The sequence below is a fragment of the Bradyrhizobium cenepequi genome (assembly GCF_020329485.1).
GTDB lineage: Bacteria > Pseudomonadota > Alphaproteobacteria > Rhizobiales > Xanthobacteraceae > Bradyrhizobium > Bradyrhizobium cenepequi.
Window position 1 is genome coordinate 126,910 of sequence record NZ_JAGKJI010000022.1, and the last position, 15,284, is coordinate 142,193.

Here is a 15,284-nt window from a genome sequence, read left to right on the forward strand (position 1 = left end):
ATTCCGCTGTATGCGGCCTGAGCCGAATCCGGAGACCAAGAGGCGATGTCAAGCCAGCGCATCGGCAGCATCGCTGATGCAGGCGTAGATTTCGGCAAGATCTGTCGCCGTTACGCAATAGGGCGGCATCACATAGATTGTGTTGCCGAGCGGGCGCAGCAGTAGATTTCGATCCCTGAAGAAAGCTTGAAGTTTCGGACCGATATCTGCGAGATAACCCGCATCGCTCCCTTTCAGATCGAGCGCCGTGATGGTCCCGGTCCGACGGACGTTTTCGAAGCGCGAGTCGGCGCGGAATCGCTCAATTTGCTGCTCCTGCATCGCAGCGACGAACGCCATGCGCTCTCGAACGTCCTGGCGTTGCCAAAGATCGAAGTTTGCTTTGGCGGCTGCGCATGCGACCGGATTTGCGGTATAGGAACTGGAGTGAAAGAACGTGCGCGCACGATCGTTCGAGTAGTGTGCTCTAAAAATATCTGCGCGGCAGAGTGTGACCGCGAGCGGAAGCGATCCGCCGGTGAGGCCTTTCGAATAGCAGACGATATCCGCAGACACGTCCGCCTGCTCACAAGCGAACAGCGTCCCCGTGCGGCCCCAGCCGGTCATTACCTCGTCGGCAATGAGCAAGACGCCCGACGCCTCGCAGATCCGCCTCATCTCTTTGAGGACCCAGGCTGGATACATCAGCATCCCGCCGGCGCCCAGGATCAGCGGCTCCACGATAAAGGCTGCCGCATTCCCGTTCCGGCACGCAGCCTCGAGGGCATCGAGTGTTGCCTGTTCGCGACCGCTCGCGGGGAACGGGACAGAGGTGACGTCGAACAGCAGAGGCTCGTACGCCGCGTTGAACACGCCGCGCGCGCCGACCGACATCGTCCCTATCGTGTCGCCGTGATACGAGTGCTGCATGACGATCAGACGTGTTCGCGGCTCGCCTATGTTACGCCAGTAGCCCAGCGCCATTTTCAGCGCCACTTCCACGGAGGTCGAACCGCTGTCGGAGAAGAACACGTAGTCGAGGCCGCGGGGCGCAAGTTGTAGAAGAAGCGCGGCGACCTCCTCGGCGGGCTCATGCGTGTGGCCGGCGAAGATGATCTGATTGAGCGTCTCTGCCTGTTTCTGAATCGCGCTGACGATGTGTGGATGGCAATGACCGTGGGTCACGACCCACCAGGATGAGATCGCATCGATGATGCGGTGGCCATCCGCGGTGTAGAGGTATGCGCCCTCTCCGCGGACAACTTTTGTCATCTCGCCTTGAAGCGCATGTTGCGTGAACGGATGCCAGATCGGCGATTTCCTCTTTGGCATCATAGGTCGAACTCGTCGCGGCGGAACGAAGCTTCGAACGCGGTCCGGAGCGCGCTCGTCGTGAGACGAGAAAGCCAGGGCAGTCGGCCCAATCTCCTCACGCCTCCAATCTTGCAGACCGTCGCCTCGCTGTCGGCATTCTCTTCGCCGATGAATGCGATCCCGACAATCTCGATCTTTCGGCGTCGCAATGCTTCAATCGATAACAGCGAGTGATTGATGGTGCCGAGCGTAGTACGCGCGCAAAGCACGACCGGAAGATGCCATCGCGCGAAGATATCAATGTAGAGCGTGCTGCGATTGAGCGGCACCATCAGTCCGCCCGCGCCTTCGATCACAAGGGGACGCTCCCCGGAATCCGGCACATCGAGCGACTGCGCGTCAATGCAAATCCCGTCAGCTTCTGCGGCGTGATGGGGCGAAGCTGGTGTCTTGAGACGATAACGCTCCGGCACGATGCGATCATCGGAGAGATCAGCGAGCCGCGCGACGGTCTGGGAGTCGGTCTCTCCTTCAAGACCAGCCTGGATCGGCTTCCAATAATTGGCGTCAAGGAAATTGGCGAGCCCGGCCGAAAAGACTGTCTTTCCAATCCCGGTGTCGGTGCCGGCCACCACGATTCGGTGTCTCATCGAGCTTCGCCTCTTATCTCTTCCATCAGTGCATCGAGCATTGCGCGCACGTCAGCCTCTCCGACGTTCAGCGTCAGGGAAATGCGCAGTCGTGCGGTGCCCGCCGGCACGGTCGGCGGCCGGATTCCACGGATGTCGAATCCGCGAGCCTGCAGCGCAGACGCGAGCCGCATCGCACGCGCATTGTCGCCCACGATATATGGCACGATCTGCGAGCACGATGGACTTCTTAGGCCACTGCGCGCAGCGATCTCCCGATGCGTGAACGCGACCAGATTGGCCAGCCGCCGCTGCCGGTCAGGTTCGTCCCGCAGGATCAAGAGTGCCTCCCGCACTGCGACCGCCATCAAAGGTGACGGTGCGGTGGAGAAGATGAATGAACGGCAGCGATTGACCAGGAAATCACGCAGGACGCGTGTCGCAGTGACGAGCGCGCCGGCAGCACCCAGCGCTTTGCCGCAGGTGTGAACGACCACCAGATTTTCGCGCCCCTCATAGGGCGCGGTGAGCCCTCGTCCGTGCTCGCCGTAGACGCCGGTGGCATGGGCCTCATCCACCATCAGGAAAGCATCGTGCCGGTCCGCGATTGCCAGCAGCTCTTCGAGCGGGGCGAAATCGCCATCCATACTGTACAGACTTTCGACCACGATCCAGATGCGCCCCGTTCCGCTTTTCGCCCGCCAGTCGCGAATTGTGTTTTCGACCGAGGATGGGTCGTTGTGGGCGCTCATCCGAAACTCGGCCCGGCCAGCCCGCGCGCCTTCATGAATACTCGCGTGCACGAGAGAATCGAGGACGAGCAAATCGCCCCGTTGCGGCAGCGTTGTCAGGACGGAAAAATTTGCAACATAGCCGCTGCCAAAGAAGAGCGCCGTCTCTGCTCCGAAGAACCTGGCGGCTTCTGCTTCGACATTTTCATGCTCCTCGCAGTTTCCACGCAGAAGCCGCGATCCGCCGGCTCCAATCGGTGTGCCGGTATCGATTGCAGCCGCGATAGCCTTCTTCATGCGCGGCGCGCTCGCCAGCGCGAGATAATCGTTCGAGACGAAATCGATCCCCGCTCGCGGCTTGAGGCCGCGCAGCCTGTTGTCTTCTCCCAGGGCACCCAAGGTCGCGACGTAACCGGCAACTTTAGCGTCGTGGATGGGGGGCATTCTTCACTCCGTGTTGGCCATCCATCGTCCATAAGTCCTGACGATCGCTAGAAGGACGAGTCATGGCGTGAGGTGAGGTGTGGCCGGTTTCGTTATGCGCAGCGCGCTAGCTCAGCTTCTCTGCGCTTAATGTCGTCTCGATCTCGGCAAGGATCCGCGCCAGCCGGTCGGCCCACGCCTTCTGTCCGGCCTGGTCGGAGATCAGGTCCTGGCGGATCTCGATTCCCGTATTCATCAGGCCGCGCCTCTCGCCATGGACGGGGATCGTGTAGTCGGTCTCGTCGCTGACCGCATAGGGCTCGTTGTTGCCGACCACGAGGTCGCCCTCGCCGCGCAAATGCTTCAGGAGCAGCGGCGGCAGAACGGTGTCGCGGTGATAGAGCGTGCCGATATGCCAGGGACGATCGATCCCGGCATAAACCGGCGTGAAGCTGTGCAGCGACACCAGCGCCGTCGGCTTGCCCGCGCGCAGCCGCCGGTCGATGATCTCGTCGATCCGCCGGTGATAGGGATCGAAGATCGCCTGCCGCCGTGCCTCCGCGGCTTCGCGCGTCAATCCCTCATTGCCGGGGATCGTGGTGGCCTCGCTGATCAGGGGGATCGAGCTTGCGACATGCGGGGGGCGGTTGCAGTCGATCACGAGCCGCGAATAACGCTGCGCCACCAGATGCGCGTCGAGCTGCCCCGCAAGCTGCTCGGCGACGCCGGCGATCCCGATGTCCCAGGCGATGTGCCGCGTCAGCTCGCTTCCGGAGAGGCCGAGATCGCCGAGCATACGCGGGATCAACCGCCCATAATGGTCGCAGGTGAACAGGAACGACGAGCGGCCATCGGCATTTTGTTCGTGGACCGGCGGAACGTTTTCGTCCGTGAGCAGGAACGTAGTGCCGGTCGTGGTGTCCAAGATTTCGTCCTCAACTTTGCCTATCGAAGCGGCGCGTCTACATCGCTACACCCATCCGGAGCGTTCGGCGAGCACCGCATCATGCCCAGCCCGCGCGACAGCCATGACTTGCGCGTGGTCGAGACGATCTCAGATGAGAGCCACAGCCGATGTCGCTGCGCTGAATCCACGATGTGTTCGGCAACAGTGTGGCGATCGCCTTCGACGAGCGGGCGGACACGCTCGGTCTCCGTCATTTCGAGCGAGTGGTCCACGCCTGCACGAGCAGCAAGACGGATTGCTTCGCTCCGCTCGCAATGACATAGAGAGCCATGATCTCCAACTGTCTCTTCGTCTATGGCACGCTGATGCACGGCTTCGACCATCCGATGGCACGGCTGCTCTCGGGCAATGCCGATTTCATCGGTGAGGCGTGCTGCCAGGGCCGGCTTTACCTGGTAAAGCATTATCCGGGGCTCGTGCTATCCGACGATCCCGCCGATATCGTGCACGGCGAATTGTTTCGCCTGCGCGTTCCGGACGAGCTGTTGCGCGAGTTCGATATGTACGAAGCCTGCGGCGAGGGTTTTCCGCAGCCGACCGAATATGTCCGCCAGATGCTGCCGCTGATATTGTCCGACGGCGCCAAGGCCGAAGCGTGGACCTATGTCTACAACTGGCCGGTCGCCCGCCTGACGCGCATCACCTCGGGCCGCTTCCTGGAGAAGTAGTCACTCCTCCCGCTCGAGCCGGACATCGACCTCGCGCTCGACATAGCTCCATTCTTCGGTCGCGCGCAGCATCGCCACCAGCTCGTCGAACAGCGCGATATGCTCGGGCGCGAATTCGAACCAGGTGAGGAAGTCGAAGGGCTCGCCGAGGTCGCGGCTGTGGAACAGCTGCCGCGCGATCGCGGGCAGATATTTCAGCGTGCCGGCGATGTGGTGCGACTTGTCCTCGAAGAGGTCCCGCCGCTCTTCCGGCGTCAGATTCCACCACGCGACCGTTTTCCGGATCGGGATCAGCGCCGCGCAGCTCGCCTCGCGCCGGCCAAGCGCGGGCTGCTGCGCGTCAAGCTGTTCCTTCTCCGCCCGGTTTGTATAGCGCAGATGACTGGTGACGCCGGCAAGCCGCCAGGCGGTGGTCGACGGCAACAGCGGCAGCGCGATCGCTTCGCTCGCGATGATCGACACCGCCGCCACGCGCGGCAGCGTCTCGCCCTTCACCTTGGAGATCGAGGTGACGCGCCAGCCGCCGCTCTGTCCGCCCCTGAAGGTCGTGAACATGGTACTATCCAACCCCGGAACCGAGCGAGGTTCAAGCTTCCCGTGTTGTTGACGGGCGCGACAAAGCCCGTTGCTCCTGTGAATACCGGGCGAATCACGACATTGTTGATCCGTTGAGGACGTCCTCCCTGTATCGGTGACCGGTTCACGCCCACCCTAGAAATCGCCCCATGCGCTTCACCCCGCAATTCCTCGACGAACTGCGCGCCCGGCTTCCGGTCTCGGAAGTCGTGGGCAAGCGCGTGCGGTTGAAGAAGGCAGGGAAGGAGTGGAAGGGGCTGTCGCCGTTCCAGCAGGAAAAGACGCCGTCGTTCACGGTCAACGACCAAAAGGGCTTCTATCACGACTTTTCCTCCGGCAAGCACGGCAACATCTTCGATTTCGTGATGGAGACCGAGGGCGTCTCCTTCCCGGAAGCGGTCGAGCGGCTCGCGGCGATGGCCGGCATGCCGCTGCCGGCCGTGACGCCGGATGCCGCCCGCCACGAGCAGCGCCGCAAGACGCTGCACGACGTGATGGAACTGGCCGCCAAGTTCTTTGCCGACACGCTGGCCTCGCGGACCGGCGCCAAAGCGCGCGGCTATCTCGCCGACCGCGCGATCTCGCCGGCGACGCAATTGCAGTTCCGCCTGGGCTATGCGCCGCCGGAACGCTTTGCGCTGAAGGAATTCCTGGGCTCCCAGGGGATTTCGACCGAGGACATGGTGGAGGCGGGGCTGCTGGTCGCCGGGGACGACGTCCCGGTGCCCTACGACCGCTTTCGCGACCGCGTGATGTTTCCGATCACCGACCTCCGCGGCCGCGTGATCGCCTTCGGCGGCCGCGCGCTGGAGAAGGACGTCCCGGCCAAGTACCTGAACTCGCCGGAAACCCCGCTCTTCCACAAGCGCGACAACCTCTACAATCTCGCGACCGCCCGCCAGGCCGCCCATGACGGCGCTGCCCTGATCGTGGTCGAAGGCTATGTCGACGTCATCGCCATGGTCACCTCGGGCTTCGCGGGCGCGGTGGCGCCGCTTGGCACCGCGCTCACCGAGAACCAGCTGGCGCTGCTCTGGAAGATGGCGGACGAGCCGATCCTCTGTTTCGACGGCGACCGCGCTGGCCAGAAGGCGGCATATCGCGCCGCCGATCTGGCGCTGCCGCATCTGAAGCCCGGCAAGAGCCTGCGCTTTGCGCTGTTGCCGGAAGGCCAGGACCCCGACGATCTCGCCCGCTCCGGCGGGCGCGGCGCAATCGAGGAGGTGATCTCGGCCGCCCGCGGCCTCGCCGACGTGCTCTGGTCGCGCGAGCTCGAGGGCGGCAATTTCGCCACCCCCGAGCGCCGCGCCGCATTGGAGGCCCGCATCGGCGAGCTCACCAATGCCGTCCGCGACGACGTGGTCCGCCGCTACTACCGGCAGGATTTTGCCGAGCGCCTGCAGCGCAATTTTGCCCCCGAGCCCGCCCGCGGCGGCTATGGCCGCGGCCCTTTCCGCTCGCCCAGGGGCAGCGAATCACCCCGCCGATTCGCGCCTCGCGCCCCCGGTGGCGGGCGGTTCGGCCCACCGGCCGGCCTGGCCCAGGGGCTTCCCCGCGGTCCGTACCAGGCTGCGAGCCCGCAACTGGCCAACAGCCCGATCATGCACGGCCAGCGCAGCGCGCTGTCCCGCCGCGAGGCCCTGATCCTGCAGACCCTGATCAACCATCCCTGGCTGCTGCACGACCATCTGGAGGAGGTTGCCGCCCTCGAGCTCGCCCATCCCGAGGCGCACAAGCTCCGCGCTGGCATCATCGCCGCCTTCGCCAACGATCACCACCATTCTCCCGACGAGGAGGAGCAGGCGGAAAAAATGCGGGCCGACCTCACAGCGGGCGGATTTTCGCAAATGCTTCAAAGGGTTGAGCGGGCGATCACGACGCAGGCGGTGTGGGGCGTGCAAAGCGGCGCCGCACGCGAGGATGTTCTTTCCACTTGGCGGCAACTCGTTGCCTTGCATCAGAAAACACATGCATTACTTAGGGAAAAGAAGGACGCCGAGCAGGCTTACGCCGAGGATTCCAGCGAGGCGAACTGGGCGTGGCTGCGGGACATTCAGGCACGGATGGCAGAAGCCGAAGGCACCGAGGCCCTGATCGAGGGATTTGGTGAGCTGTCGGGCCGGTTCCAGCGCAGCGTGTGATGAAAGAATCATGCGGAAGGCTCGTGCCAAGTCCGCAAGACTCGCCAAATCCATGGTTTGGCTGCAAAAACAGGGTTAAGCGAAACTTAATTGCCGCACCGTTATTGGTGCACACTGGTCGAGGCGGATCAAGGGTGGCGACAGGTTTGCGCCGCCCTTTCCGCATCAAGGGCACGAACGGAAAAAGCGGGTATTCCGTAATTGTGCTCGAAAGAGGAGATAGGGCGGGACGCTTCTCCGAAGAGAAGGCTGTCGCGCTCGTGAGGACTTCGGTGATTCATGCGAGGGGCGTGATGACGCCGGCCTCGCATGGAACGCGTTTCGGGAGCTTGATGAATGGCCACCAAGGCAAAGACGCTGCAGGTTAAGGACAAGGAAAAAGACGACAAGGCAGCGGATGCCCCCGAGAAGGAACAGGCGGATGCGCCGTCGCCCTTGCTCGACCTCTCGGATGCCGCCGTCAAGAAGATGATCAAGCAGGCCAAGAAGCGCGGCTTCGTGACCTTCGATCAGCTCAATGAAGTGCTTCCCTCCGACACCACCTCGCCCGAGCAGATCGAGGACATCATGTCGATGCTCTCGGATATGGGCATCAACGTCACCGAGGCCGACGACGCCGAGGGCGAGGAGGACGACAAGGACACCGACGACGAGACCGACAACGAGCTTGTCGAGGTCACGCAGAAGGCCGTCACCGAGGTCAAGAAATCCGAACCGGGCGAGCGCACCGACGATCCCGTGCGCATGTATCTGCGCGAAATGGGCACCGTCGAGCTGCTCTCTCGCGAGGGCGAAATCGCGATCGCCAAGCGCATCGAGGCCGGCCGCGAGGCGATGATCGCAGGCCTCTGCGAAAGCCCGCTGACCTTCCAGGCCATCATCATCTGGCGCGACGAACTGAACGAAGGCAAGATCTTCCTTCGCGACATCATCGATCTCGAAGCAACCTATGCCGGCCCGGAGGCCAAGGGCGGCATCAATCCGCCCGTGCTCGGCGCGCCTGCTGATGGTGCGCCTGCCGCGGAAGGCGAGGGTGGCGATGTCGCCCCGGGCGCGCCCGCCCATGTCGCCCCGCCGGCCGCTCCGCCGTCGCCGACCCCGTTCCGATCAGCGCCGGCCGCCGGCGGCGATACCGAGGTCGAGGAGAAGGATCCGGGCGAGGCCGCCGCCGAAGCCGACATGGACGACGACGAGTTCGAGAACCAGATGTCGCTTGCCGCCATCGAGGCCGAGCTCAAGCCGAAGGTGGTCGAGACCTTCGACAAGATCGCGTCCGAGTACAAGAAGCTGCGGCGCCTGCAGGAACAGGACATTGCCAACCAGCTGCAGAGCGAGTCGCTCTCGCCCTCGCAGGAGCGCAAGTACAAGAAGCTGAAGGACGAGATCATCGTCGAGGTGAAGTCGCTGCGGCTGAACCAGGCCCGCATCGATTCGCTGGTCGAGCAGCTCTACGACATCAACAAGCGGCTGGTCTCGTTCGAGGGCCGTATGATGCGGCTTGCCGACAGCCACGGCGTCGCGCGCGAGGATTTCCTGCGCAACTACCAGGGCTCGGAGCTTGATCCGCGCTGGCTCAACCGTGTCTCGAAACTCTCCGCCAAGGGCTGGAAGAATTTCGTCCACCACGAGAAGGACCGCATCAAGGATCTGCGCCACGACATCCAGCAGCTCGCCGCGCTGACGGGCCTGGAGATCGGCGAATTCCGCAAGATCGTGCACGGCGTCCAGAAGGGCGAGCGCGAGGCACGCCAGGCCAAGAAGGAGATGGTGGAAGCCAACCTTCGCCTCGTGATCTCGATTGCGAAGAAATACACCAATCGCGGCCTGCAGTTCCTCGACCTGATCCAGGAAGGCAACATCGGCCTGATGAAGGCGGTCGACAAGTTCGAGTACCGGAGAGGCTACAAGTTCTCGACCTATGCCACCTGGTGGATCCGGCAGGCGATCACCCGCAGCATTGCAGATCAAGCCCGCACCATCCGCATCCCCGTGCACATGATCGAGACCATCAACAAGATCGTGCGCACCTCGCGCCAGATGCTGAACGAGATCGGCCGCGAGCCGACCCCGGAAGAGCTCGCCGAGAAGCTCGGTATGCCCCTGGAGAAGGTGCGCAAGGTCCTGAAGATCGCCAAAGAGCCGTTGTCGCTGGAGACGCCGGTCGGTGATGAGGAGGATTCACACCTCGGCGATTTCATCGAGGACAAGAACGCGATCCTGCCCATTGATGCGGCGATCCAGTCGAACCTGCGCGAGACCACCACGCGCGTGCTGGCCTCGCTCACACCGCGCGAAGAACGCGTGCTCCGCATGCGCTTCGGCATCGGCATGAACACCGACCACACGCTCGAAGAAGTCGGCCAGCAGTTCTCGGTAACCAGAGAGCGCATCCGCCAGATCGAAGCCAAAGCGCTGCGCAAGCTGAAGCATCCGTCAAGGAGCCGGAAGCTGCGGAGCTTCTTGGATAACTGACGCAGCAATACGAGTCGTCATGCCCGGGCTTGACCCGGGCATCCACGAACGGCGGGCGAAAGCCCGCCGTTTTTGTTTGCGGTTTCAGTCCGCGCCCGATTGTCTGGAAATTGGCCAGTAGTTCTCGGTGACCAGAGCGCGCATCCGCCGGACCAAAGCCAAGGCGCTGCTCAATAGCTTGCATTGATCAGGTCGGCATGTCGTTTGCAAATTCATCGAAATCGACATGACTCATTCCCAAGAATTTTCTTTCCTCAATGGTTATGTTGGCAATCGCTCGTTCACCAAAAAGCTCTAGGAAAATTTCGCGGATGATTTTGCTTGAAACGGCGCGAAGCGCAGAATCGAGTGACGTATAGTTGTAGGCCCCTTTGTATATGGAAAAGTATGCGCCAATTGAATCCCATACTTCGATAATTGTTTCCTGAAACGTGCTGTCCGCTTTCATTCTGGCCTGCAGTGTGTATTCCTCTTCCAACCTCTTTACGATTTTGCGAATCTGTTTTTGCGCTACGCGCCAAACGGCATGATTGTCGGCGCCAACTCGGACAATTTCTCGACCGAGAAAGTCTATTGGATCGCTAGGACCTAGCAATTGGGTCTTAGAGTCATCGCTCAATCCTGGGATTGTTAGCTTGATCCGGGCTAAGGTATCACTAATGAACTTGTGGCCTTCTTGAGCTTCATGCTTTGTTTTGAAAAAGACAGCAATATCGTCCGCATAGCGGACCATCTTCATCCCGCGCTTCTCGACAAGATTGTCAAATTCGGAAAGAACAAGATTGGCAAGGATTGGCGACAGCGGCATCCCCTGTCGAATTCCAGCTCCCATCTCGATACCAAATTTTTGAATCTTCGATCGGTTCAAGACGGTAGGCTTCACTTCACAATCGATGATCTTAGAAATAATCGGGACTAAACTATGCTGTCCGAGTGCTCTCTTTACGCAAGCCTTCAAATATTGACGCGGTATTCTATCGAAGAACGATTCAATATCGGTCTTCAAGCACCAATCAAATGCTTGCCGGTGTCCCACAGCTGCTTTTATTGCAGCTTCTGTACCAAGATCGCGTAAGAAGCCGAATGATGACGAATTATAGATAGGAAATTTCTTGTTCTTATCGAGATAGAAGATAATCGCTCGTTGAACCAGACGATCGGAGACCGTCGGAATACAAATCATTCTCTCTTTCTCAGAGTTTGGCTTTGGAATGAAGACAGATTTTAGGGGGGAGGGACCATACTGACCTTGCCGAAGTCTGCCAGCAAGTACTGCAAGATTGTGATCGAGATTCGCGGCGAACCAAGCGGCTGTTACGTTATCGATACCTGGTCGACCCGCGTTTGGAGATGAATCTCGTGAATCGTTCCAAGCTGCACGCAACTTAGACTTGGAAAGTATCTTAGTTGGTCTCGACGTCATGCCGTTCGCACAAGCTCAGGGTCGAGGAAGTTGGTGCACCTAAGCTTGCTAGAACTGGCGCCACCAGATGGTCAAAGACGCATCTGCTGGGTCTCGGAGCTTTGCAGCTGCCACGCTTGCGCGCGACACGCTCGGCTCGTGACAGATCACCGCTGTTTGGTCAATCACGGTCGAAGAACCGCGCCTCACCTCGATGATTGAATTGTTCGCCAAGCATGTCCCAACAATCAGGAAAAGAACAAACCGTGAACGAACGGTATCGACGCACCGCCTCCGCCCCTTCGGCTCTCCCTCACACCTGTCATTAGCCCGCCTCTTCTTATTACGCACCACGGACATTGACACCTCCGTTGTTCTGCCCCGCCACCAGATGGTCAAAGACGCATCTGCTGGGTCTCGGAGCTTTGCAGCTGCCACGCTTGCGCGCGACACGCTCGGCTCTTGACAGATCACCGTCGTGAGGTCGCCTCGGAAAAAAAGCGATTGCCAACACCGCGTAATTACGAGCGGGGCTCGATTCGCGCAAGAGGAAGCGCTGCACCCTACGATTGAGGAGGCTGGAAGTCAGCCAGGGGGTCGTAGCGGCTTCCGAATGCATCCGGCAGATAGAGGCGAATGGTGCCTAAAGTGAAGCGTCCATCGCACAGCCGGAAGCTGCGAAGCCTCTCGACAAACAATCCATATTATCACGCCGACCTTGACCGGGCATCTCGTCAAAGAAAACTGCGGGGAACGTGTTGCTTTTTTTGTACACCCTATCGCGACGATCAACGAACGATAGCGGCTTATTTCTTCTTCACCCCAACCCGTTCGATCTTCTTGATCGCCAACGGTGGGCGGCCGGCTTTTTCGGCGATCTCGCGGTCCTGTTCGATGATGAAACCGCGCGCCGGTTCGTCGCCATCGAGGCCGCCGAGCAACTCGGCAGGCACGCGGCGGTTGGAACGCTGGGAGCCGTCTTCATAGACGACGTTGAAAAAGGCGAACTCGCCTTTGGGATTGGTCCCGGGTTTCTTGGCCATGGCGGCTTGTCCTCGATCAGGGCACCGCTGTCAAAGAAAATAACGGCCTTTCCGCGGCTGCCTGCCCTGCGCGAACAACGCGTGCTTCGCCGAAATGCTCGAGTTCGTAGTGCAGGCCTTGATGGTAACCACGTTCCAATATTCCCCCGCAAACCCCGCCGCGGTTACGAACTGTCAGGAATTACGGCCTTTGCTTCTCGTCACATCAGCATGGTGGCGAGAGATGGTTATGCCTGTCGGACGATACATCGCCTGGGTTGGCGCATCGCTTCTTGTGTTAATGTACATCGTTGACTGGTGCTCGCCACAATCCTTAACGGAAGCGCCGGGTGACCCGGTCGAGCGGCCGGCCATCCGGATTGCTTCGGTCGAGCGGCCGCCCGAACTTGTCGTCATCGACACCAGCCTGCCCACCATTGTGCCGCCGCCAACGCTGGCCGAACCGGTGACGACAAGCGAACCGCCGCCGGTGCGCACGCTCGCCACCGCGCCTTCGCCTCCGGTGCGCGCGCTCGCTGCAGCACCTCCGCCTCCGCCGGCGGTTGAGGTCGAGAAAAAGACCAAGAAGGTCGTCAAACGGCAGGCGCCCAAGGTCGCAGCGCTACAGCCGCCGCTACCGCTGGCGCCCGCGGTCGCGCCTGCCAGCCCGGCGCCGGCGGCCGCTCCGGAGATCAAGCTGTCCTTTGCGGATATCATTTCGGGGCAGTTGGTGAAGAACTTGCTCAACCTGCATTGAAGCCTCACCAGCCAATTGCCGGCGGCTAGCGCATCAAGTGCGCGGAAGAACAGTGGTGGCGGCGCTTTTCGCTCAGGCGTCGGATGCCGCCCTGCCCTGGGTCGGCGCCATGGCAGCGACCCTCTGTGCCACCAGTCGGCCGCGGCCGCGTCGTGGACCGCCGTCGGTCTGCTGCTGCCCCATCGCCATGATCGCCGTGCCCATCGTGCTCGAGCCCAGCGTGACGATGAAGCCGAACAAGAGCAGCCCTAGCGCAACGCCGGGCGCATGATCGGCCAGGATCAGGTCGCGCAGCCGGCCGGGATTGAGCAGCAGCAAGCCGCCGACCAGCAGCACCGCCAGCGAGACGCCTGCGGCGAGATTGATCGCGAGCAGCCGGAGCAGCGGCGCTCCGAAAACAAGCGACCGCGGCGAGGGCGCCTCTTCCTGCATGTCGTTCATCATGAAAGCCTACCGCATTTGCGAATGACAGGGACGGCGGTTCACCCGACAAACGGGCGAATTGAAAAGCCGAGCCCGGTTCTGACCAATAACCGGCATCGCTCCAGCTTCGTTCCTAAGTTCGGTCCGATCGCGCGTGGCGGATGCTTCACGCTTCAATCAAGCGTCAGGCGGCCGACAGGTTTGCTGCCGCCGCTTCCGCTTGGGACCACGATAATCTCGCCGCTCGCCGGCAAAATGCCTGTGAGTGCCCGAATATTCGCGCCGTGCGTCACGACAAGCAGGATTCCGCTCCCGGTCCATTTGTCGATCATCGCGCGTGCCCCGGCGGTCAGCGCCGCTGTTTGATTACTGAGCACCACCACATTGCCGAATGTGGGTTCGGCTTCGACCGGTCCCAGTTCCAGCAGCGTCGCCGTGTCCATGCAGCGGCACCAGGGCGAAGAGAGGATTTTCTCGACCGCAATCCCTTCCGACCTGAGCCGCGCCCCGATCCTTGCGGCATCCGCGCGTCCCTTGGCGCTGAGATTGCGTTGCGTGGCGCAGTCATCGATCCTGAATCCCGGCGGGTCGCCGACGCCACCGGGCGCATCCGCATGGCGCATCAGGGCTACATGCCGGCCCGCGCGCAACGCGGTCCAGGCCTCGGCTTGATCGGCGCTTGCGATCTCAGGCGCGGCGCAGACCGCGAGGAGTATCGTGATGATGACGAAGCGCATGCGAAACATGGCGAAGGAGCTCGTTAAAAATACGCGATCAGGCGGCCGGCGCAGACAGCGCCGAGCCACAGCAGCAGCGACAATAGCGCGGTGATTTTTGCGCCGCCGGACGCTTCGCCTCCCCACAGCGCAACTTGCCGCCAGGGGCCGGCATGCGCGATCACGACATTGACCAGCGCGACCGCAATCAGCAGCAGCTTGGCCTGGAACGCGGGATTGCGCACCACATGCGCCGCATCCGCGCTGAACAGCAGGAAACCCATCCCGATGGCGAGCAGGAAACCGAAGCGTGACAAAGGCAGCAGCAATTGCGCCATCGGCTGGATCGGTATAGCGCGCCCCAATCCGAGCAACCTCACATCGAGGGCCAGGATCGATCCCACCAGCACAACGAAGCCGAGGATGTGCAGGATCTCCACCGCGGGATAAAGCGCGGGCGAGCTGCGCATCAGATGCCCCAGCGCGCTCTCCTGCAAGGCCAGGAAGATCGGCGGGGCCGGATGCTGCTCCACTGGCCTACCGCAGTTCGACGCGCTTGCCGTCGAGAATGATGTATTCGATCCGCGCCTCGTCCGGATTGCTGGTGTGAGGATAGCCGAACACGGTGCAGGTCTTGCCGGGCGCGATGAGGTCCGGCGTGATCCCGCGCTGCTGCATGCGCGAGGGCGGCGCCAGCACGAAGTGCCAGTGCTTGCCGCCAACCTCCATCTCGATCGCGCAGTGCGGATTCTGGAATGCGGATTTGAGGATCTCGCCGGTGACGGTGAATGCCTTGGAGGTATCGTAGCCGCCCCAACCGTGATGGGCCATCGCCGCTGCCGGACTAAAGGCGGCCGCCAGCGACAGGAAAAGACGACGGGTGATTGATCTCATAGGCTGCCTCCGCAATGAAGGGCAACGCCGAGCCGCGCCGCACCCGTATAACGCGATTTGCCTGATCGCTCAAACCGGCGCGGCCGCGCGAGGTGCCGCAGGTCGCCAAGGAAAACGCCAACCGCGCGCGCCAGGACGCGCGGCAAAAGGTCCCGTCGGCATTTTGACGG

At 61.7% G+C, this 15,284-nt stretch carries 15 protein-coding genes; 4 read left to right on the forward strand and 11 right to left on the reverse strand.

What is annotated here, in order from left to right; all coding sequences use genetic code 11:
• Nucleotides 1–48: 48 nt before the first annotated feature.
• The 4 genes from J6497_RS22675 to J6497_RS22690 all read right to left on the reverse strand — a co-directional run bounded on the left by J6497_RS22675 (nt 49) and on the right by J6497_RS22690 (nt 4,001).
• Entirely contained in the window at nt 49–1,314 is a 1,266-nt protein-coding gene (locus J6497_RS22675) for an adenosylmethionine--8-amino-7-oxononanoate transaminase (RefSeq protein WP_225706490.1), read from the reverse strand.
• Nucleotides 1,311–1,943 carry a dethiobiotin synthase gene (gene bioD / locus J6497_RS22680; protein WP_225706491.1) on the reverse strand — a complete coding sequence of 211 codons (633 nt, stop codon included), beginning with the start codon at nt 1,941–1,943 and terminating at the stop codon, nt 1,311–1,313. Before bioD ends, J6497_RS22675 begins: the two co-directional genes overlap by 4 nt.
• The gene (locus J6497_RS22685; RefSeq protein ID WP_225706492.1) at nt 1,940–3,097 is read right to left on the reverse strand and encodes an 8-amino-7-oxononanoate synthase; all 1,158 of its coding nucleotides are present in this window, start codon (nt 3,095–3,097) and stop codon (nt 1,940–1,942) included. The genes bioD and J6497_RS22685 overlap by 4 nt, the downstream gene beginning before the upstream one ends.
• A 106-nt stretch (nt 3,098–3,203) precedes the next feature.
• The gene (locus J6497_RS22690) at nt 3,204–4,001 is read right to left on the reverse strand and encodes an N-formylglutamate amidohydrolase (protein WP_225706493.1); all 798 of its coding nucleotides are present in this window, start codon (nt 3,999–4,001) and stop codon (nt 3,204–3,206) included.
• 311 nt (nt 4,002–4,312) lie between these two features.
• On the opposite strand from J6497_RS22690, the gene J6497_RS22695 reads away from it, so the two are divergent.
• Complete coding sequence (locus J6497_RS22695; RefSeq protein WP_225706494.1) at nt 4,313–4,711, forward strand: gamma-glutamylcyclotransferase family protein; 399 nt, start codon at nt 4,313–4,315, stop codon at nt 4,709–4,711.
• Here the strand turns inward: J6497_RS22695 and J6497_RS22700 are convergent, their stop codons facing one another.
• Entirely contained in the window at nt 4,712–5,266 is a 555-nt protein-coding gene (locus J6497_RS22700) for a chlorite dismutase family protein (protein WP_225706495.1), read from the reverse strand.
• A gap of 170 nt (nt 5,267–5,436) precedes the next feature.
• Between J6497_RS22700 and dnaG the strand changes: the two genes are divergently transcribed.
• Nucleotides 5,437–7,428: a DNA primase gene (gene dnaG, locus J6497_RS22705; RefSeq protein ID WP_225706496.1), complete on the forward strand. Its 1,992-nt coding sequence runs from the start codon at nt 5,437–5,439 to the stop codon at nt 7,426–7,428.
• A 336-nt stretch (nt 7,429–7,764) separates the two neighbouring features.
• Nucleotides 7,765–9,900, forward strand: a complete 2,136-nt coding sequence (gene rpoD, locus J6497_RS22710; RefSeq protein ID WP_225706497.1) for an RNA polymerase sigma factor RpoD — start codon at nt 7,765–7,767, stop codon at nt 9,898–9,900.
• A 187-nt stretch (nt 9,901–10,087) separates the two neighbouring features.
• On the opposite strand, the gene J6497_RS22715 is transcribed toward rpoD, so the two are convergent.
• Both J6497_RS22715 and J6497_RS22720 read right to left on the reverse strand, forming a co-directional pair.
• A complete protein-coding gene (locus J6497_RS22715) occupies nt 10,088–11,323 on the reverse strand; it encodes a reverse transcriptase domain-containing protein (RefSeq protein WP_225706498.1) in 1,236 nt (411 codons plus the stop codon).
• A gap of 785 nt (nt 11,324–12,108) precedes the next feature.
• Entirely contained in the window at nt 12,109–12,345 is a 237-nt protein-coding gene (locus tag J6497_RS22720; RefSeq protein ID WP_225706499.1) for a hypothetical protein, read from the reverse strand.
• A gap of 229 nt (nt 12,346–12,574) precedes the next feature.
• On the opposite strand from J6497_RS22720, the gene J6497_RS22725 reads away from it, so the two are divergent.
• Complete coding sequence (locus J6497_RS22725; RefSeq protein ID WP_225706500.1) at nt 12,575–13,081, forward strand: hypothetical protein; 507 nt, start codon at nt 12,575–12,577, stop codon at nt 13,079–13,081.
• Nucleotides 13,082–13,153: 72 nt separating this feature from the next.
• Here the strand turns inward: J6497_RS22725 and J6497_RS22730 are convergent, their stop codons facing one another.
• The 4 genes from J6497_RS22730 to J6497_RS22745 all read right to left on the reverse strand — a co-directional run bounded on the left by J6497_RS22730 (nt 13,154) and on the right by J6497_RS22745 (nt 15,114).
• Nucleotides 13,154–13,513 (reverse strand): hypothetical protein, encoded by a 360-nt coding sequence (locus J6497_RS22730; protein WP_376708260.1) that lies wholly within the window; start codon nt 13,511–13,513, stop codon nt 13,154–13,156.
• Nucleotides 13,514–13,677: 164 nt separating this feature from the next.
• The gene (locus J6497_RS22735) at nt 13,678–14,241 is read right to left on the reverse strand and encodes a histidine phosphatase family protein (RefSeq protein ID WP_225706502.1); all 564 of its coding nucleotides are present in this window, start codon (nt 14,239–14,241) and stop codon (nt 13,678–13,680) included.
• Between the two features lie 23 nt (nt 14,242–14,264).
• Entirely contained in the window at nt 14,265–14,753 is a 489-nt protein-coding gene (locus J6497_RS22740; RefSeq protein WP_225706503.1) for a hypothetical protein, read from the reverse strand.
• Nucleotides 14,754–14,757: 4 nt separating this feature from the next.
• Nucleotides 14,758–15,114 (reverse strand): DUF6152 family protein, encoded by a 357-nt coding sequence (locus J6497_RS22745; RefSeq protein WP_225706504.1) that lies wholly within the window; start codon nt 15,112–15,114, stop codon nt 14,758–14,760.
• Between the last annotated feature and the right edge of the window lie 170 nt (nt 15,115–15,284).